At 34.9% G+C, this 19,668-nt stretch carries 19 protein-coding genes; 13 read left to right on the top strand and 6 right to left on the bottom strand.

The window, feature by feature from the left end:
• Positions 1 to 16 precede the first annotated feature (16 nt).
• Positions 17 to 148: a hypothetical protein gene (locus BZG02_RS21175; RefSeq protein ID WP_281253624.1), complete on the top strand. Its 132-nt coding sequence runs from the start codon at positions 17 to 19 to the stop codon at positions 146 to 148.
• A 2-nt stretch (positions 149 to 150) separates the two neighbouring features.
• On the opposite strand, the gene BZG02_RS01835 is transcribed toward BZG02_RS21175, so the two are convergent.
• The 3 genes from BZG02_RS01835 to BZG02_RS01825 all read right to left on the bottom strand — a co-directional run bounded on the left by BZG02_RS01835 (position 151) and on the right by BZG02_RS01825 (position 3,429).
• Complete coding sequence (locus BZG02_RS01835) at positions 151 to 1,071, bottom strand: c-type cytochrome (protein ID WP_101259701.1); 921 nt, start codon at positions 1,069 to 1,071, stop codon at positions 151 to 153.
• Positions 1,072 to 1,084: 13 nt separating this feature from the next.
• Positions 1,085 to 2,425 (bottom strand): NrfD/PsrC family molybdoenzyme membrane anchor subunit, encoded by a 1,341-nt coding sequence (nrfD, locus tag BZG02_RS01830; protein ID WP_101259700.1) that lies wholly within the window; start codon positions 2,423 to 2,425, stop codon positions 1,085 to 1,087.
• 68 nt (positions 2,426 to 2,493) lie between these two features.
• Complete coding sequence (locus tag BZG02_RS01825) at positions 2,494 to 3,429, bottom strand: 4Fe-4S dicluster domain-containing protein (RefSeq protein ID WP_101259699.1); 936 nt, start codon at positions 3,427 to 3,429, stop codon at positions 2,494 to 2,496.
• Positions 3,430 to 4,056: 627 nt separating this feature from the next.
• On the opposite strand from BZG02_RS01825, the gene BZG02_RS01820 reads away from it, so the two are divergent.
• The 6 genes from BZG02_RS01820 (at position 4,057) to BZG02_RS01795 (ending at position 11,310) form a co-directional block, all read left to right on the top strand.
• Positions 4,057 to 4,308: a DUF4492 domain-containing protein gene (locus BZG02_RS01820; protein WP_101259698.1), complete on the top strand. Its 252-nt coding sequence runs from the start codon at positions 4,057 to 4,059 to the stop codon at positions 4,306 to 4,308.
• On the top strand, positions 4,305 to 5,861 hold the full coding sequence (locus tag BZG02_RS01815) for a cytochrome ubiquinol oxidase subunit I (RefSeq protein ID WP_101259697.1): 1,557 nt from the start codon (positions 4,305 to 4,307) through the stop codon (positions 5,859 to 5,861). Before BZG02_RS01820 ends, BZG02_RS01815 begins: the two co-directional genes overlap by 4 nt.
• A gap of 2 nt (positions 5,862 to 5,863) precedes the next feature.
• Positions 5,864 to 6,997 carry a cytochrome d ubiquinol oxidase subunit II gene (cydB, locus tag BZG02_RS01810; RefSeq protein ID WP_101259696.1) on the top strand — a complete coding sequence of 378 codons (1,134 nt, stop codon included), beginning with the start codon at positions 5,864 to 5,866 and terminating at the stop codon, positions 6,995 to 6,997.
• Between the two features lie 255 nt (positions 6,998 to 7,252).
• Entirely contained in the window at positions 7,253 to 8,344 is a 1,092-nt protein-coding gene (locus BZG02_RS01805; RefSeq protein WP_218972115.1) for a chorismate mutase, read from the top strand.
• Between the two features lie 180 nt (positions 8,345 to 8,524).
• Complete coding sequence (locus BZG02_RS01800; protein ID WP_180335592.1) at positions 8,525 to 10,465, top strand: DUF3857 domain-containing protein; 1,941 nt, start codon at positions 8,525 to 8,527, stop codon at positions 10,463 to 10,465.
• A complete protein-coding gene (locus BZG02_RS01795; protein WP_101259694.1) occupies positions 10,462 to 11,310 on the top strand; it encodes a CPBP family intramembrane glutamic endopeptidase in 849 nt (282 codons plus the stop codon). The genes BZG02_RS01800 and BZG02_RS01795 overlap by 4 nt, the downstream gene beginning before the upstream one ends.
• A gap of 75 nt (positions 11,311 to 11,385) precedes the next feature.
• Here BZG02_RS01795 and BZG02_RS01790 read toward each other — a convergent pair whose 3' ends face one another.
• A complete protein-coding gene (locus tag BZG02_RS01790; protein ID WP_101259693.1) occupies positions 11,386 to 12,141 on the bottom strand; it encodes a CDP-alcohol phosphatidyltransferase family protein in 756 nt (251 codons plus the stop codon).
• 112 nt (positions 12,142 to 12,253) lie between these two features.
• Between BZG02_RS01790 and BZG02_RS01785 the strand changes: the two genes are divergently transcribed.
• The 6 genes from BZG02_RS01785 to tnpA all read left to right on the top strand — a co-directional run bounded on the left by BZG02_RS01785 (position 12,254) and on the right by tnpA (position 17,727).
• Complete coding sequence (locus BZG02_RS01785; protein ID WP_143470405.1) at positions 12,254 to 13,333, top strand: putative type IX sorting system protein PorV2; 1,080 nt, start codon at positions 12,254 to 12,256, stop codon at positions 13,331 to 13,333.
• Between the two features lie 99 nt (positions 13,334 to 13,432).
• A complete protein-coding gene (locus BZG02_RS01780) occupies positions 13,433 to 14,206 on the top strand; it encodes a glycerophosphodiester phosphodiesterase family protein (protein ID WP_101259692.1) in 774 nt (257 codons plus the stop codon).
• A 12-nt stretch (positions 14,207 to 14,218) separates the two neighbouring features.
• Positions 14,219 to 15,247, top strand: coding sequence for an esterase/lipase family protein (locus tag BZG02_RS01775; RefSeq protein ID WP_101259691.1), 1,029 nt, complete (start codon positions 14,219 to 14,221; stop codon positions 15,245 to 15,247).
• Positions 15,248 to 15,643: 396 nt separating this feature from the next.
• Positions 15,644 to 16,195, top strand: coding sequence for a hypothetical protein (locus BZG02_RS01770; protein ID WP_101259690.1), 552 nt, complete (start codon positions 15,644 to 15,646; stop codon positions 16,193 to 16,195).
• Between the two features lie 16 nt (positions 16,196 to 16,211).
• Complete coding sequence (locus BZG02_RS01765) at positions 16,212 to 16,766, top strand: hypothetical protein (protein WP_101259689.1); 555 nt, start codon at positions 16,212 to 16,214, stop codon at positions 16,764 to 16,766.
• Between the two features lie 496 nt (positions 16,767 to 17,262).
• The gene (gene tnpA / locus BZG02_RS01760; protein WP_101259688.1) at positions 17,263 to 17,727 is read left to right on the top strand and encodes an IS200/IS605 family transposase; all 465 of its coding nucleotides are present in this window, start codon (positions 17,263 to 17,265) and stop codon (positions 17,725 to 17,727) included.
• Between the two features lie 206 nt (positions 17,728 to 17,933).
• On the opposite strand, the gene BZG02_RS01755 is transcribed toward tnpA, so the two are convergent.
• Both BZG02_RS01755 and BZG02_RS01750 read right to left on the bottom strand, forming a co-directional pair.
• A complete protein-coding gene (locus BZG02_RS01755; protein WP_101259687.1) occupies positions 17,934 to 18,710 on the bottom strand; it encodes an SDR family oxidoreductase in 777 nt (258 codons plus the stop codon).
• Positions 18,711 to 18,717: 7 nt separating this feature from the next.
• Complete coding sequence (locus BZG02_RS01750; protein WP_101259686.1) at positions 18,718 to 19,584, bottom strand: NHL repeat-containing protein; 867 nt, start codon at positions 19,582 to 19,584, stop codon at positions 18,718 to 18,720.
• Positions 19,585 to 19,668 lie beyond the last annotated feature (84 nt).

The following is a 19,668-nucleotide window of genomic DNA, read 5'->3' as shown; positions in this document are numbered from 1 at the left end:
TCTTAGATTATTTAATATGAAATCCGATTCAACGCTTATTTATATTGTTGCTGGAATTACGGCTCTTCATTTTTTAGTTGGGATAGGATACCTGCTTTATAAGCTAGGACGACCATCGAAAAAAAAGAAAGAGAATAATTCTGAGTAGTACTACTCTTTGTTTTTTGCCATTTTAGGCAATTGAATAAGTTGAAATAGTACCAAAAAGATAACTCCCCAAATACTAATTACTCCGCCAACATAGCTTAAAATAATCCATATTGGAGCATTTGCTCTGGTTCCCCACATGGCTCTTTCATCCAAAGGGTTTACCGGATCGGTTGGTAATCCAATGCTGGAAATTCTATCTACACTTACTTCACCATAGTAGGCGTCATCAGTTACTTTAACCAATAAGTTTACATGACCTTCGCGATCGCCTGGTAAATCGGCGGGAAATTGAATAGTCACGTTTCCTTTTTCGTTGGTGTAAGCATCGTCGCCCGAGATATCTAAATAGCCAAAGCTTCTTTTCACTTTTATACTTAGTTCAATACCTTGTAAGGCTACTCGATCTCCTTTTTCGGTAACACCGCTAAGATTTGCGTTTATTTTTTTCTCTTCGTTGTTGATATCTAAAACCAGATTTACATCGCTTACTTCAGGATTTACTACTTCGGCAACTTGCTTACTTTCTTTTTTATTTTTATCGAAGGATCGCAGATAGGTAATTACCATCCATTTATCTTCGTCGCTTAAGGTTTTTTCGAAAGTAGGCATTGCCCCTTGTCCTTTGTTTATTTTGTAATAGATTTCTCCATCGCCTTGTATTAAAAATGCCTGCGATCCCAAGTCGGAAGGAGCAACGGGTTGTAAAGGCAACATGTTTCCCATACCCGCATCGCCATGGCAGGATTTACAGTTAATGTTATAAATCTTTTTTCCTGAGCTGATATTTTTAGTGCTAGCCTCGTAAGGATTTTGCTTATTTTTAGCCGATGCAGGAACATTCCAATCTTGCCCCTTAGCAACAGAAGCTGTGAACACAAAAAGGAGAAACAAACTGGCAATTATTTTGATAGTATTCTTCATTGTTTGTATGTTTTTAGGCTTCAATTTTGTATTTAATTCCTTTATTATCTGCGGTTTCGCATATCGGTACAACCGGAAATATTTTGGCTAAAACGGTGATAATTAAAAGAGCAAGAGCAAAACTAAATACAGTAACAGAAATTTCAATTGCCGAAGGAGAGTAGTTTACAAAATTCTCAGGTACATTTTGAATTGGTAAATGAGGATGAAGTAATGTTGGGATAACAATTACATATCTCTTAACCCAGGCTCCAGCTAAAATGAATAAAGATATAATCATGATAGGGAGAGGTTTACGGAATTTTTTAGTCACTAATAGTATAATTGGAATAATATTACCCAATAGTTGCGACGACCAGAACATGATCGCCCAATGCCCTGTAAATAATTCTTTTAAATGAATATCATCGCCGGTTTTCATTTTGTACCCAGGCACTAAAAATTCATTTAAGTTAAAGTAAAGGTAAACCAAACAAACAGCTACCATTAATTTGCCCATTTTATCAAAGTGCAAATCGGTAATGTAATCTTGTAATTTATAGTTTACTCTAAAGAAATACATTCCTACAATTAATGCCGCGGCACCAGCAACAAATGCACCAGCAACAAAGTAAGGACCAAGAATTGTAGTATCCCATCCATTTCGTAATGTCGATGCAAAAAGCCATGATGTTACCGTATGAATTGCCAAACCAACCGGAACAATAAGAATCATTAATGTTCGAATCATTTTGTGCAAATGCTTGTGCTGACTAGGTGTGTTAATGTATCCGAAAGAAAGAATGTTGTATACTTTTTTAAGAATGGGTGATGTTTTCTTGAGTTCCTTCTTGCAGATTGCCAAATCAGGAATCATTGGTAATATCAGTAATAAAAGACTGATGGTTAGGTAGGTGGTGATTACGGTCACATCCCATAAAATCGGGGATTGAAATCGACCATGAATCATCACATTAATAACCCTGTCGGGGCGTCCCATATCCATAACAATTACCAAACCAGCTACAGCAACAAAAGCAACAGCTATTATTTCCGCAATTCGTGATATGGGAGTGATCCAATCGATTCGGAGCAAACCCAGAATCGATGATATTAACATACCCACTAAACTAACAGCAACAAAAAACACAAAGTTGGCAATGTATAGTCCCCAGGATACATAATCGCGCATTCCGGTAACTCCTAACCCATCACGCAATTGCACATAGTACGCCCAGGCGCAAACACTTAGCACAGTTAATAGGAAAGCAATCCAAAGTTCTAATCCTTTGTGATTTTGCATGGGACGTAGAATGTCTTTTTTTATCTTTTCAAACGAAAGATTCGTTTCTTTCTGTTCTGGTAAGTCATTCATAAGATTAAATTATTTAGGCAAATAAAATCGGTTTATTTATTCTTTTAATGATAGTAGAAATACTGGTTTTAATGAAGATTCTCTTCGTTTAAAAGATCACCGTTAAACTCAAAAGCTCTATTTTTAGGAGGCAGGTAGTAAACACGAGGTTTTGTTCCTAATTCGGGCATTAAAGTATATCCTGCGTTTTCTTCAATCAGTTTCGAAAAGCGAACTGTTTCGTGAGTGGTACCATTGGTAACGGCATCTTCATTCTGATCGCCAAAATAGTATACCCCATTCGGACAAGAGGAAACACAAGAAGGAAGTTTGTCTTCTCGAAGTCTATCGGCACTAAATAAACATTTGCTTATTGTTCCTTTCTTTTGAGGAACATTAGCTTCAATATTGTAGGTAAGGTCTTTATATTTTTCAGGATCCTTAGGTTCGGTCCATTGGAAAATACGAGCGGAGTAGGGACAGGCAGCAATACAAAATCTACAACCAATACATCTCTCATTGTCAATAAGAACAATTCCATCCTGACGTTTAAAGGTAGCATCTACAGGGCAAACCTTGGTACATGGCGGATTGTCGCAATGCTGACATGGTTTAGGCATAAAGTAAGGAGCAGTATGTTCTGCATCCTGCATTTGAAGAACATTAATATGATGCTGGTCTGGTCTAAGTTGGTGATGATTTTGACAAGCATCCATACATTTTCTAGCATTTCTACATTTACTAAGGTCAATAACCATTACAAACGACTTTCCAGCTATCCCTTCACGACCCCTTTTTTGTAATTCGGTAAGAGGTTCGGTTACTGTTGGGCGCAATTGATCTTTATCAACTTGAACTAGTTGTCCGTCTTGTGTTAACAGATTTACAGTTTCTCTAGGTTCTTGAGCTGCAGCTTTCGCGGCACCAAGAAGAGAAAATCCACTAACAACACCTGCTGCACCAATTGAAATTCCAACACTCTTCAGGAATTTTCGTCTGCTGTTGTTTGATGTTTCTTCTTTCATTATGCAATTAGGTTAGTTTTCTGTTTGTGTACATCTATTTTGTTGTATGGAAAGCAATTAAAACAGCAGGTAAAAATAGTTTTTAAAAAGATTCTAAATAAAGATTGTAAACTTCTGTATTTATTGTTCTTAGGCTGTAATAGTTTAATTCTTTTATGTTTCACATACGATTGCGTATTAATTCAAATATAATTAAATAATTTCATTTGTAAAGACCTATCCTATTGCGAATCTACTAAGCTGATTCAATTATTTTTTTGTCTGTTGAACGAGTTTTGGATTGTTAATGAGTTGATAACGTGAACTATAAAATGTGCAATTTAAATTTTTAAGCTTTTAGGAGATAAAATATAGGAATTAATAATAAGGACTTGTATCTTATTAGATACCTTTAAAATCAATGAGTTTGAAGCTGTTTTATCTTTAGGAGTTATTTTAACTAATTGTAAATTAAATGTTTATTGATTTTTTAGATCAGCTTATAAAATCTATCTATAAGCAATTTTGTTAATGCTTCTTAAATAAGTTTACCTTTGATTTGTATTTTGATAAGTAGAAAAAGACATATTGGTCTTTTATTATTTTCAAAAAGTTAGAGGGATTCACTAAAAAAAAGTTCTTGGCGCAATGAATAATGTACTATCTAAACTAATAGAATTGCCAAAAAAGGTGTGGCGGTTTTATTATGAGGGTTTCCGAAATCAAGCGAAATGGGGGCGCCAGCTCTGGCTCGTTATTTTGATTAAATTATTTATTATGTTCTTCGTTTTGAAACTTTTTTTCTTTCCGAATTTTTTAAACACTAAATATACGAACGATCAGGAGCGTAGCGACTATGTGATTGATCAATTAACTAATCCTAAAAATCAATTAAAATGATTGAAAATTTTGATCTTTCATTAGTCGATTGGTCCAGGGCACAGTTTGCACTTACTGCAATGTATCACTGGATTTTTGTTCCCTTAACCTTAGGAATGGCTTTTATTATCGCGATAATGGAAACCATTTATGTGAAAACCAACAATCCGGAATGGAAAAAGATTACTAAGTTCTGGATGACTCTTTTTGGAATCAATTTCGCCATTGGTGTAGCTACCGGAATAATACTCGAATTTGAGTTTGGAACGAACTGGTCTAATTATTCCTGGTTTGTAGGTGATATATTTGGTGCACCGCTTGCTATCGAAGGAATTATGGCCTTCTTCCTGGAATCAACCTTTATAGCGGTGATGTTTTTTGGGTGGAACAAGGTTAGTAAAAGGTTTCACCTGCTTTCTACCTGGTTGGTTGCGGTTGGCTCTAACTTATCTGCATTGTGGATTTTGGTTGCCAATGGCTGGATGCAAAATCCGGTAGGAATGAAATTTAATCCGGAAACGGCACGTAATGAAATGGATAACTTTTGGGAGGTTTTGTTTTCTCCTACAGCAATAAATAAATTTTTGCACACTATTTCGTCGGCATATGTATTGGGTGCTGTTTTTGTAATTGGAGTTAGTGCTTGGTACCTGTTAAAAAAGAAAGAGGTAGTTTTTGCGAAGAAAAGTATTGTAGTAGCAGCTGTTTTTGGTTTGCTTACTTCCTTATTTACAGTAATGACTGGTGATAATTCGGCTCGGGAAATTGTTCGCGACCAACCAATGAAGTTTGCCGCTATTGAAGGACTTTATAATGGTTCAAGAGGTGCGGGTTTGGTAGCTTTGGGTTTTATGTCGACTACCGAAAGCGATGAAGCGAACGAGAATATGAAGGATTTTAGTTTTAAAATTGAAATTCCTAACATGCTTTCTTATATGGCATATTTAGATGGAAATGCATTTGTGCCCGGGGTACACGATATTGTTAATGGATATACCGATAACAATGGGGAAGTTCATCCTCCCGTTAGTGTGAAAATGGAAATGGGACGCAAAGCAATTGCAGCTTTAAAAGCGTTTAAACAAGCAAAGAAAACGAATGATGAATTGGGGCAAGAAGAAGCTCAAAAAGAACTCGAAGCTAATTTTAAATATTTCGGGTATGGCTATTTTAATGATCCTTACGATACGGTTCCGCCTATTTCCATGTCTTTTTATAGCTTTCATATAATGGTTGGTTTGGGAATGTATTTTATTCTACTGTTTGTTTTGTGTTTGGTATTTATTTACAAGGAAAGTGTAGTAAATAAAAAATGGTTTCTACGTCTTGCTATTTGGAGTATTCCCTTAGCATATATTGCATCGGAATGTGGTTGGATTGTTGCAGAAATGGGACGTCAGCCATGGGTAATTCAGGATTTGATGCCTACAATGGCAGCAGTTTCGAATATTGATAGTATGTCGGTAAAAATTACATTCTTCTTATTTTTAGTAGTATTTACCGGACTGTTAATTGCAGAAATTAAAATCATGTTAAAGCAAATTAAAATCGGACCTAATCATGGAGGAAATTAATCATGTTTGAAAATTTATCGCATTTAGCATTACAACAATATTGGTGGATTATTGATTCTTTATTAGGTAGTTTACTTGTGTTTTTGATGTTTGTTCAGGGAGGTCAGACCTTAATCTATCGAATAGGAAAATCCGAATTGGAAAGAACGATGGTAATTAATGCCTTAGGACGAAAGTGGGAGTTTACTTTCACTACCTTGGTAACCTTTGGTGGCGCTATGTTTGCCTCTTTTCCTCTGTTTTATTCCACTTCATTTGGAGGGGCCTATTGGGTGTGGATGGCAATACTTTTTTGTTTTATTATTCAGGCTGTTGCTTACGAATTTAGAAGTAAACCTAATAATGTTTGGGGAGCTAAAACATTCGAAGCTTTCTTGTTTATTAACGGATTATTCGGAACCATATTAATTGGAACTGCCGTAGGAACCTTTTTTAACGGAGCTGAATTTACAGTGAATGATTTTAATCAATCGAAATGGGCAACGCCATACGGCGGATTGGAAGCTGTGCTTACTATTCACAATGTTGCTTTAGGATTAACAGTTTTCTTTTTGGCAAGAGTATTGGGTAGTTTGTATTTCATGAATAGCATTGAAGAGGATACAATTTATGCTCGCTCGAAAAAGCAATTGATGATTTCTGGAATTCCATTTTTGGTGTTTTTTCTATTTTTTGTTATTCGCTTGCTCTTGATGGATGGATTTGCAGTAGATCCACAAACAAGTATTGTGAGTATGGAGCCTTATAAATATCTTCATAACCTAATGGATATGCCAGTTGTGGCTGTTTTATTTTTGTTAGGCGTAGTTGGTGTATTGTACGGATTGGCGAAATCTTATTTGCTCGAAAAATATACGAAGGGAATCTGGTTTGCAGGTGCAGGAACGGTTTTAGTTGTTTTTTCTCTATTTATTTTAGCCGGATTAAATAACACTTCATTTTATCCTTCAATAGCTGATTTACAATCCTCTTTAACCATTCAAAATGCATCTTCGTCGCATTACACATTAAGTGCAATGGGGTATGTATCTTTAATGGTTCCGTTTGTTATCGCTTACATTGTTTGGACTTGGAGAGCAATTAATAGTAAAAAGATTGATGCTCAGGAAATAAGTGCCGAAGATCATTTGTATTAATTAAAATTGTAAGACATGTATACATCCTCGATAATATGGCTATTAACCTGGCCACTTTTAATTTTTATTTGTTATAAAACCATACGGTTTACCCTTAAGAAATTGAAAGCTCAAATAGAAAAGGAATAGTATTTCTTTCATTGGCATCCATCTTAGGATGCCAATTGTGTTTCAACACATTTTACGATGTCATTTAAAAGTGTATTTTTGTGCGATTAATATCAGATATGATATTAAATAGCCTAAAATGAAGTTATGAGCGGATTGGAGAATTGCAAACCAATGAGTAGTTGGTTCAAGAGATTGGATACAAGACCGATAGTGATAAGTGGACCTTCAGTGGTAACGTCCGAAGAGCAATTGTTGGCTACTGCTAGAGAACTAAAAAATGTCGATCAGGTAAAAATATTTAAGGCTGGCGCCTGGAAACCTCAAACCACAGCCAAATCGTTTGGCGATAGAGGTTTGGATATTTTGCAATGGCTGAATCAGGTGAAGCAGGAAACTGGTTTACTTACAATGGTTGAAGTGGCTTCCCCCAAACACGTAGAAATGTGCTTACGGCATAATGTGGATATTTTATGGATTGGTGCGAGAACAACATCTAACCCATTTTCAGTTCAGGAATTGGCTAGTGCCTTGCAAGGAATGAGTGTTCCTGTAATGGTGAAAAACCCAATAAATCCGGATATCAATTTATGGATAGAGGCTTTGGAAACAATTAATAAAGCAGGAATATCGCGGTTGGCAGCTATTCATCGTGGGTTTTATCCGTTCGAAAAAACAAGACTTCGTAATATTCCGAAATGGGAAATTCCTATTGAATTAAAATCTCGATTTCATAATTTACCAATCATTTGTGACCCTAGCCATATTGCAGGAGCGATTAAATATATTCCAGAAATGGCGCAAAAAGCGATGGACTTAAATATGGATGGTTTAATGATGGAGAGTTATTCTAAAACGGGTGACGCACTAATTAATCAAGAACTACAATTATGTCCTGCTGATGTAAATCAAGTTTTAAGAAGCTTGGTATGCCGTTTGCCTTCTATTGATGATGTAGAAGAAAATTTGTTGGAAAAATATCGGAATCAAATTGATTCGGTAGATTCTCAGTTGATAGAACTGCTTGCGCAGCGAATGAATATAGTAGAAGGAATTGGAGAGTATAAAGCAGAGAAGAACATGACAATTCTTCAGCTTCAGCGATGGGAAAAGGTTCGGGAAAGAGGAATTGAATTAGGTACCTCTTTGGGTTTATCGGAAACCTTCCTAACACAATTATTACGTATGATTCATAAGGAAGCTATCTCCAAACAAAACGAGGTGATGAACCGGAAATAGGATCATCTTTAAAAAATATAAAAGGCTAAAATGAGGACTTCATTTTAGCCTTTTTTTGTGGTAAAAAAAGGGATGGTTCTTTGTAATAATTCTATATAAGATATTTTAAAGTGTATAAGGAATAAATTCATTTACGATATAAATGTATTTTGTTAACTTGACATGCCTAATTGTATGTCTATGAAAAAATTACAAGTTTTACTATTACTAACTGTCTTTCCTTTTTTATTAAGTGATTTAAGTGCAAAAGGAGTTCGGTTTGGTAAAATATCTAAGGAAGAGTTCGCACTAGAGAAATGTTCTTTTGAAAAGGAAGCAAACGCAGTTATTCTTAGCAGAACCTGTACTGTTGAGCTGAATTATTCTGTAATTCAATATTTTTATCATGTTCGGATTAAAATATTGAAAGAGGGTGGATTTGATCAAGCCAATATTAAATTGCCTTATTATCGGAAAGATAATTTGGAAAGTATTTCTGGTGTTAAAGGACAAACAATTAATTTGAATGATCTTGGTAAATCCGAAGTTAGTGAGGTTTCGAATAAATCTATATTCGATGTAGATGTTGATGAGGATTATGGAGAAGTACGATTTACAATGCCTAATGTGAAGGTTGGATCCATAATTGAATACAAATACACAACAAACTCACATTTCTATTCTTATTTGGACACTTGGTACTTTCAGGATGAAATACCGACTTTATATAGTTCGTTAAAAGTGAATATGCCAGAATCATTTCGATACAATATGGTGATGTTTGGAAGTAGAATACAAGCAAAATATCCCCAGTCTACGAATAATGAATGGATCATGACGGATATGCCATCAATAAAAGAGGAATCGTATATTAATAATTATCACGATTTTGTAGAGCAGTTGCGTTTTCAGTTAGCTGGGTATTTTACTCGGGAAAAAAATTCTAAGATAGGTACACCTATATTTGTTAACTCAATGACTACCTATGAACAACTTGCTAAGGAATATATCGAAAAAGTAGCCTTTTTAAGTCGCACAAATTTTGCAAAGAAGCAATTGGAAACTTTTTTAAATGGGAATGAAAATGAGTGGGAGAAGCTAGAGAAGATTTATGATTTTGTAAGAACTACTATAAAATGGAACGGAAAATATAGAATCTTTCCTGAAAATACTCCTCCAAATGTACTGGAAGGAAAAGTGGGCACAAATGCTGAAGTCAACTATTTTCTTATTTTGTTGTTGCAAGAGGCAGGTTTTGAATGTTATCCTGCTTTAGCTAGATCAAATACCCGGGGATTAATTCAAAAAACCTATCCCTTACTTAGTCAGTTCGATCAAGTACTTGCTTTTGTTGAGTTATATGGCAAGCAAATTTTATTGAATGCTACCTCCCCTTATCGGCCGTTCAATTTAGTTGCCGAAAATGACTTGAATCATTTTACATTTGTATTAAAAAGCGAAAAGCCTTTTTGGACTAAAATAGTACCAAATGACAGAAATACTCGTGACATAATGATGACTTATAATTATTCGGATTTAGAAAAGCCTGTTTGTAAACTTGGCGTGCGGGAAATGGGTTATTTTGCTTCCGAAAGTCGAAAGGAATTAGCTGAAAATGGAGTTGAATCGTGGATGTTGAATATCTTTGATTTGGAGAAATTTAACTTTCAAAAGGATTCTCTGTCCTTAACGAATGAGGATGATATAAGTGCTTCATTACAAATGGAATGTAATCTTAATTTAGAGAGTGGCTTACCTACAGATAATGATTATATCTATGTTAATTTATTTAACGCAAAAGATCTAAAACATCCTTTTCTGCAAGAAACAAGGCAATATCGAATCGACTATAATTATCCAAGAGCTACAACTTTTACAGTGAAGTTAATATTACCAGAGGAGTTTCAGTTTGAAGATTTCCCAAAAGGGAAGAAAATAAAGTTGCCTAATGATGGTGGCGAATTCACTCTCGTATCTAAAGGTATTGGTAAGGAACTTAGCCTTCGTTCCACTTTTTCAATAAACACCACTTCCTTTTCAAAAGAATATTATGGGAATTTACGTCAGTTTTATAGTGAAATGATAAAGACTATGGAAACGCAGGTTGTAATAAAAAAAGTAAAAAATATCTCAGAGAAATGAATCAAATAATTACAGAAACGGATGTAAAGGAAAGTCAGTTTGAATCTGAAGTAAAAATGGCTTATCCCAGCATTCAGCAAGGATGGGGAATTCTTGGATTATTTCTTTTAATTGTAATAGTCTATAGCATTCCCTTGGGAATATTGCAAATCATGGGAATTGAAATGGAAGGAGATTTATTATCCTTACTAAATTATGTAGTACCATTGCTTATTTTAATTTTTGTTACCAGAATAAGGTGGAAAAAAAATCCGCTCAATAAAGGGGTTTTAGCTTTAAATTCCTTCCCTATAGCTCTAATACCGATAGTAGTTGTAATGACCCTGGCATTTATGCTTGTAAATATGGAAATTACCAGTTGGGTTCCCATGCCTGAATGGTTGGTGGAGATGTTTAAAAATGCAATTAAACCAAATATTTATGGGTTTTTAACGGTTGCTATTGCTGCGCCAATTCTGGAAGAAGTGTTAATGCGTGGAATTGTTCTCGATGGTTTGCTACGAAATTATAAGCCTTGGAAAGCAATTTTATGGTCTTCCATCTTTTTTGGTGTTTTGCACTTAAATCCGTGGCAATTCGTAGTCGGATTATTAGTTGGCTTTGCACTTGGGTATTTGTACTGGAAAACCAAATCGCTCTATTTGTGTATTTTTATTCATTTTATAAATAACAGCATTAGTTTTTATTTAATGATGCGTTATCCGGATATGTCGAACATCTCCGATTTATATGAATTTGGAATCATAAGTCGAGTATCTATTTTTGCTCTTGCAATATTTATAATTTGGCAATCGTATCGGTTTTTCGAATCCTATTTTAAAGATCAAGTACCAAAAGAAAACTAGTTTCTGGCAATAGAAAAAGGCTAAGAATTGTACATGCAATCTTAGCCTTTTTTTTAATATCTAAAAGCTAAAGTCTTATTCCTTAGTTGTTAAATTTTCGATAAAGGAGAAAATAATATAAACAAAAAGAATCATTGGAATTACTAACCATTTAAAAAGTATTGCTAAAATAGCAAGTGTGAGTAGGAATAAATAGCGGATTTTATTTTCTTTCCAGGCAAGGCTCTTAATTTTTAGAGAAAACATAGGAACTTCGGTTACCAATAGGTATGAGCTAACTAAAATAGCACCAATAAGTACGTATTCGTTCGATAAGCACTCCTCAATAAATGGATAGTTGCCATAAAATAAAACTAGAGGAAGTGATGCCCAAAACATTGCATTTGCTGGAGTAGGTACGCCAATAAACGAAGAAGTCTGTCGGGTATCAATATTAAATTTGGCTAATCGTAAGGCTGAAAATATGGGAATAATAAATGCTGATAATAAAATTGCTATTTGTGAATAATTTAGCTCAGTAAGCACAATATCTGCCGAAGCACTGCCTAAAACAGCACTTTTTAAATAAGCCAAAGCAATAACTCCAGGAGCAAAACCAAAACTAAGCATATCGGCAAGAGAATCAAGATCTTTACCGATTGGTGAGTATGCTTTGAGTACTCGAGCAACTAAGCCGTCAAAAAAGTCAAACAGAGCGGCTAAAAGAATCAGAAAAGCCGCAGGAACTAAGTAGCCTTCCATTGCCATAAGGCTTGCAGTACATCCTGATAATAGGTTTAAACAAGTAATTGAATTGGGAATGTGTTTGATAATTCCTTTTGCTTCGGACATAAAATTCGTTTTTTGTATAGTAAGCCACAAAAATAATGGTTTTTTTTGAAACTTATGATTTCTCGTGACAGTATGCACAAGTTTAAAAAAAGCATACTATTTTTACCTTTCTATGAAAATTACCTATTTGCCCAGAATTATTGCATTTTTTATTTGCTTATGTGTTGCTGGTTCCGTGTTTGGTCAGACTTCGGCTCCAACATATAGTAATGAATTTCTGTCTATTGGAGTTGGTGCAAGATCTTTTGGAATGGGAAACGCAACCATTGCTTCGCAAAATAATGTGGAAGCTTCGTATTGGAATCCTGCTAATTTAGTCGATTTAAAGACAAAGTTTGATGTTTCGGTGATGCATGCTGAATATTTTGGAGGATTGTCGGCCTACGATTATTTAGGTTTTGGTATGAAAATTAATGAAAAAAGTGCTGTTGGCCTTAGTTTGTTCCGTTATGGCGTTGATGATATTCCGAACACACTCGAATTAATCGATAAAGATGGGAATATTCGTTACGATTTGGTGACAACTTTCTCGGCAGCCGATTACGCATTTCTTTTTTCTTACTCCCGAAAAACTCGTATTGAAGGATTGAGCGTTGGAGGAAATGTGAAAATTATTTACCGACACACGGGCGATTTTGCTTCGGCTTACGGATTTGGATTCGACCTTGCCGGAACATACCGAAAAGGGAAATGGCGAATGGGAGCTGTTCTAAGAGATGCCACTAGCACCTTTAATGCATGGGTGTTTAAAACCGGCGATTTGGAAGAGGTGTTTGAGTTAACGGGTAACGAAATACCTGAAAATTCTACCGAAATTACTTTGCCAAGATTAATTCTTGCAGTGAGTCGGGAGTTTACTGTTTCAGACAAATTTTCGGTTGTAACTGAGTTCGACATGGATATGACTTTCGACGGACAAAGAAATGTTTTAATTCAGGGAGATCCAATTAGTATCGATCCTCATCTTGGTTGGGAAGTTTCCTATAAGCAGTTTCTATTTCTACGTGCCGGAGTTAGTAATTTTCAGGAAGAAACGGATTTCGATCAAACTAAGTCATGGACCTTTCAGCCCAATTTAGGATTAGGCATTTGTTATAAAAATTTCCGGTTAGATTATGCCTTAACAGATATTGGTGATCAATCCATTGCAAAATATTCCAACGTATTTTCATTGTCCTACGCTTTCGAATAAAGCTTTTGCGCTGTTCTTTGCTGGTAAGGGGAAAAAACTTTTTTTTTTCATTTGTAAATGATAAACAATTATTATTTTCACTTGGTAATATAGTATTGTATGAAAAATTGGAAAGATCTTATAATTGCTCATCGCGGAGAATCTTTTGATGCTCCAGAAAATACACTGGCAGCAATCAATTTAGCTTGGGAGCGTGGAGCTTCTTCTGTCGAGATTGATATTCATATGACCAAGGATAAGCAGATTGTGGTGATTCACGATGAGGATACTGCACGGGTTTCCAATCGAAAAATGATTATTAAAAAATCTTTTTTTAAGGAGCTAAAAATGTTGGATACAGGTTCCTATAAAGATACAAAGTGGAGCGAAGAGCATATTTCCTCCTTACAGGAGGTATTAAAAACGGTACCTGAACATGGGAAACTGATTATCGAAATAAAAAGTAATTCAGATTTATTGAACCACTTAAAAAGTGATTTGGAGGCATCGAAGCTTCAAAACTCACAAATAGAAATTATTGCTTTTGAGAGTAGTACGCTTGCAAAAGCAAAAAAAATAATGCCCGAATATAGAATGCTATGGTTGTTGGATCTCGATTATTATTTGCCATGGTGGTTAATTTGGACCTCTAAAAAACGGCTGATTAAAAAGGTGAAAAAACTAAAGTTGGATGGAGTAGATGTTTGGGCGGGGAAAATGCTGACAAAAAAATTCATTAAAGCATTTCAAAATGCGGGCTTGCTAGTTTACACTTGGACTGTTAATAGTCCGCAAAAGGTTGAAATGCTAATTAGTTTTGGAATTGATGGGGTTACTACCGACCGTGCCGCATGGATCACGAAACAAGTAAATAAAAATTTACACAGTAAATAGGAAGAGTTAGTAATGGCAAATGTTATCATTCAAATTCATGGTTTAGGCAATAAACCACCAAAAGACTTACTGGAGCGTTGGTGGGAGCGTGCCATGATTGAAGGTCTAAAAAAGAATAATTACAAAGCTGATTTACCAAAACATGAAATGGTTTATTGGGCGGATATTTTGCATGATAAGCCCTTAAATCAGTTCGAAAAGGATAAAGAGAGTCCTTACTACCTCGACGAAATTTATGCAAAACCTAGTAAAGAGCCAGTAAGAGAGAATCATGATACAAGAAAAAAGATCATTGGTTTTTTAAATCGACAGCTAAACCGAATTTTTCTGAACGAAGATTTTACCTTAAACTATTCTTTCATTACAGATTCTATTTTAAGTAATTATTTTCAGGATTTAGAGAAGTATTATAAGGAAGAAAAACTCGAAGAACTAACAACAAGCACAAAAACAAAAGACCTGATAAGAGAAAGGCTGTTAAGAGTATTGGAGAAATATAAGTGCGATGATATTTTATTAATTGCGCATTCAATGGGGTCAATTATTGCTTTTGATGTGCTAACGTTTTTAGCCGAACACCTAAAAATTCATACCTTAATTACCATAGGTTCTCCTTTAGGTCTGCCAATTGTTGTTGGGAAAATTGCTGCCGAGCAAAGGCAAAAATTAAACGGGCAAAGTTTCATGGCTACACCTCCCTCGGTGGTGAAGTATTGGTATAATTTTTCTGATATTCTAGACAAGGTTGCGCTTAATTACCAATTAGCCGATGATTTTTCCGAGAATAAGTTTGGAGTGAAACCAATTGATTTCTTAGTGGTAAATAATTACGAAATAAATGGAGTTGCCAATCCTCATAAATCCTATGGTTATTTGCGATCTCCCGAATTTGCTAAAATATTAAACGAGTTTATTATTTCGGAACGCATCACATTTAAAGAAAAAATGAGCCGAAGAACGCATCAGTACCTTCGAATGACCAAGTTGAAACTATCCATTCAGAAGAGAAAATTTAAGTCATTCTTTCGCCAAAAAAGATAGTATGCAGTAGCTTGTTTTTTTTTGGTGTAGTTTACTAATCCTTCTCAATATTCATCGAAATAGTACAAAATGTTGCTTAAGGGCGTTGGTAGGTAGCTCGAGGGAGTGTAAATGTAGCTTAAGGGAGTTTGTATGTTGGTAAAGGGAATGCAAATGTAAGTCTTGAGAGTTGAAATGTAGCTCGCGGGAATCTGAATGTAGCTTAAGGGAGTGAGAATGTATTACAAGGGATTAATTCGAATGCTTCTAGTATGAAATTATTTGAATATTGATTCAGTACAAGTTGCTACTGTTTACTCATAATTTATTCAATTATGTCAGTCGTTTGTCTTTTAATTAATTAGATTTATCTTGTAAAGAAGTTTAATGGAAAACTGCACTTAATATTTAAACATCATGAAATACCTGGTAGTGAGTCTTTTGATTTTAATTGGGACCCTTTCAGTTTTTGCCCAAAAGGATATTATTGTTCTACATCCTGCCATTGGCGATACTATCGATTTAGCCGAGAAACAAACCTATTTATTGTTTGCCGATATTGAAGATTCTTCTTTCGAATCAGGTCAAATTATAAAACTAGACGATAAATATTTCTTAAAAGTGTATTATCAATCCGAGGAGGAGTTAGTTGAGGTCGATCGGTCGAAATTGGAAGAGTATCATATCAACATTCAAAAGTTATTGGCTTACTATAATTATTTGGAGAATCCCGATAAATTAAAAGTAGCACCTCTTGTAGTTGTAAATGAAAAAGATACTTGTGCCCTAGAAATGGATATTGAATATTTGAGTCCGAAAATGAAGAAAAAGTTGAGAAAGGATTCCTATCGATATCAAGTTTTAAAATCAGATGCTGAACGAATAGGCTATTGGGGTGATGATCAGGAAAATTATATCAAGACCGGGAGTCATTTTTTGATTTACGCATCAGATAAGAAAAAGAAATAATTAAAAATTGTACGCTATGGAATTCGTAAAGACAGTGCTTCTCAATACATTGATTCTTTTTGGGACCCTTTCAGTTTTTGCCCAAAAGGATATTATTGTTCTACATCCTGCCATTGGCGACACTATCGATTTAGCCGAGAAACAAACTTATTTATTGTTTGCCGATATTGAAGATTCTTCTTTCGAATCAGGTCAAATTATAAAACTAGACGATAAATATTTCTTAAAAGTGTATTATCAATCCGAGGAGGAGTTAGTTGAGGTCGATCGGTCGAAATTGGAAGAGTATCATACCAACATTCAAAAGTTATTGGCTTACTATACTTATTTGGAGAATCCCGATAAATTAAAAGTAGCACCTCTTGTAGTTGTAAATGAAAAAGATACTTGTGCCCTAGAAATGGATATTGAATATTTGAGTCCGAAAATGCGAAAGAAGTTAAAATATGATTCATCTCAGTATCAGAATAAAAAATCAACTGCCGAAGAAATGGAGTTCTGGGTAACGAGCAAAAGTAATTATATTCACACTTCCGGGTATTTTGAAATTCTCGATTCAAAAGGGAAGTAATAGGATAGGAGTTATTTAGAAATCAGTGATTCAGAAATTTGTATGTGAATTTTTCTCAGCACTATACTATAGCTTTGTTGAAGAGATGTATATATTCCCTCTGGGGGATAAACGGCTAATGCATGTTTAATTTTAATGCTACAACTCCTACAGAGTAAAAATAATGCGGTTGATATTGTATTTCTACAATACCTAATGCTCTACGAGCAATTTTGTGACTTATAATTTGAATGAGAAAGGTATTTTCTTAATGTAAATACTATTGCAGAAGAAAATAGAGGGCGTTTTTTTACAGCCTAGCGCTAATTGTATTGTAGAAAAAGATAGCGAAGGTGTAATTATTCTCTTTAAGGGGATAAACTCCTACTGCTGAATGGAAAATTTAAAATTGCCCATTCTAGCGAATTTGCATTTTTATACCGCGTAGCGGTTATTGTATTGTAGAAAAATATAAGGTAGATATAAATATTCCCCGTAGGGGATAAACAATAAAAATATGAAACCAGGAAGTTATACCCAATTGTATGTTCAATTAATTTTTGCTGTCAAATTTCGTGATTCTTGTTTGCGTAAAAATATTCGGGAAAGAGTTTTTGCTTATATATCTGGTATTATTCGAGAAATGAATCACAAATCAATTATTGTTGGTGGAGTGGAAGATCATATTCATATTTTAATTGGCGTAAATGCAAATAAATCTATTTCCGAAACGGTTCATGAAATTAAACGAACATCATCCTTATTTATTAATAAGGAGAAATTATGTATGGGCAAATTTGCTTGGCAAGAGGGATATGGTGCTTTTTCTTATAGTCGGTCACAATTAAATTCGGTATACAATTATATTCTTAATCAGGAAGAGCATCATCATAAAAATAGTTTTAGAAAGGAGTATATACAATTCCTCAAGAAATTTGAAATAGAATTTGATGAAAAGTTCCTTTTTGAATTTCACGATTAGCCACAACTCCTACGGAGTATAAATTAAGATATTCTAATTATGTTACAAAACCTAATGCTCTACGAGCAATTTTAAAGTTGTCCATTCTAGCGAATTTGCATTTCTATACCGCGTAACGGTTATTGTTTTTTAGAAAAAGAGGTTTTAAATATTTCTGAATAAGAAAAAACAAAACCCAAAGGACTCAATTCTTTGGGTTTTGTTTTTTATCCGTGTATTCCTAAAATCTGTCCGCCATCAACGCTAATAGTTTGGCCGGTAATATATCCCGACGAAGGGGAGAGCAGCCATGTGGCCAACTGACCTAAATCTTCTGGGTTACCCATTCGTTTCATTCGGATGCCCGCGGTAATTTTGTCTTTTGCTTCTTGAGAAGTAATATTTTCCTGCTCGGCTTTTTTGTCTGATAGTCGCTTAATTGCTGGGGTTTCATGATATCCTGGTCCAATAATATTTAGTGTAACTCCCGATTCAGCGATCTCCTGCGATAAGGTTTTAACAAAACCAACAACCGAAAGGCGAAGCGAGGTGCTTAGTACCAAATTATCGATAGGTTGTTTCACCGATGCGCTTTCCAGAAAAACCATTCTGCCATATTTCTCTTTCATCATAAGTGGAACTAAAGCTTGTGTTAATTCCACTTTCCATCGCAATAGCTGATGATAGGCATTATCCCAATCGTCAAGTTTTGTTTCTAAGGTTTTCATTGCTGGTGGTCCACCTGCATTTATAAAAGCACCAGAGAGCTTTCTGTTGCCAATTTTCTGCAATAATAAGTATATGCTTTCCGATTGAGTAATATCCCCGCAAAAGCTTTCCATCTGTATTGGGTTGGCTTTTTGTAATTGGTCTAACTTCTCTTGTCCGCGAGCAATCGCAATTACTTTTGCTCCATCGGCAAGTAAATTTTTTAAAACGGCATTTCCAAATCCCGATGTCGCCCCGCAAACTACAAATAGCTGATTTTTAATATGTAAATCCATAAGCTTACTATTTTAACCGATAGGCAGTTACCCGATTGTTGTGAAAGGTAGGAACTAAAATAATTTTCTGTTCGGGAATATAGCCTAAGTCGGCAGCATTAATTTGTTGCTCGGCCGAGCTTAGTAACTTTTTAATTTTTCCCGATTCAATGATCTGTACGTTACCAATCCAATCTGAAATGATCCAAGTGTTTTCATCAGTATTTAGTAAGCCATCTATACTTCCTGTGTTATCAACAAGAGTGTTAATTAATTTTGTATCGGTCTCAATTTTCAGAATTTTGTTGAGAACACCGGCACAAAGAAAGTCATCTTTAAAAGTGAGGCCATTTATACGTTCGAGTTGTACATCTTTTAGCCAGATATCAAACTTGCCATTTTTTAAACGATAAATACTAGAGGCTCTAGCGTCTGAAACGTAAATAGTTCCCGTTTTAGGATTTACAGTAACATCATTCAGAAAAATAGCTGTTGGGGCAGGATATTTCTTAACAATTTCACCCTTACTAATATCTATTACTACCAAATCGTTTATGTCGCTTACAAAAAGGAAGTTGCCATATTTTGCCATTCCTTTTGGGGCATCGAGTCCAGTAACCCATTTGTGTGTAATAATTTCACCTTTTAAGTTGAGTTTGGAAATGTAACCATTTCCGTCCTGACCGCTGGGGAAGCCTTTAATATTAGAAACATAGATGCAATTATTTGTGGCATCGTAAAAAGCCGATTCGGGAATTTCGAGCGTATTCTCACTTTCCCACACAAATTCAAGTTCCGAGCTCAAAAATACAGGAACATCTGTTTGTTGCCCAAAACTTGGCATAGCTTGTATGCAAATGAGAGCAATTGCAATAAATCGAATAATTTTTGTCATGATATTGGGTTAAAAGTTCGCAGACATGAAGTTACGACTTTTTACAGATCAGACCTGAAAAATTATTGATTATAACTAGAAAGT

This window comes from Labilibaculum filiforme (genome assembly GCF_002843315.1).
GTDB classification, from domain to species: Bacteria; Bacteroidota; Bacteroidia; order Bacteroidales; family Marinifilaceae; genus Labilibaculum; species Labilibaculum filiforme.
The sequence above is the reverse complement of the archived record's forward strand: the minus strand, read 5'-3'. Positions and strand labels throughout refer to the sequence as shown.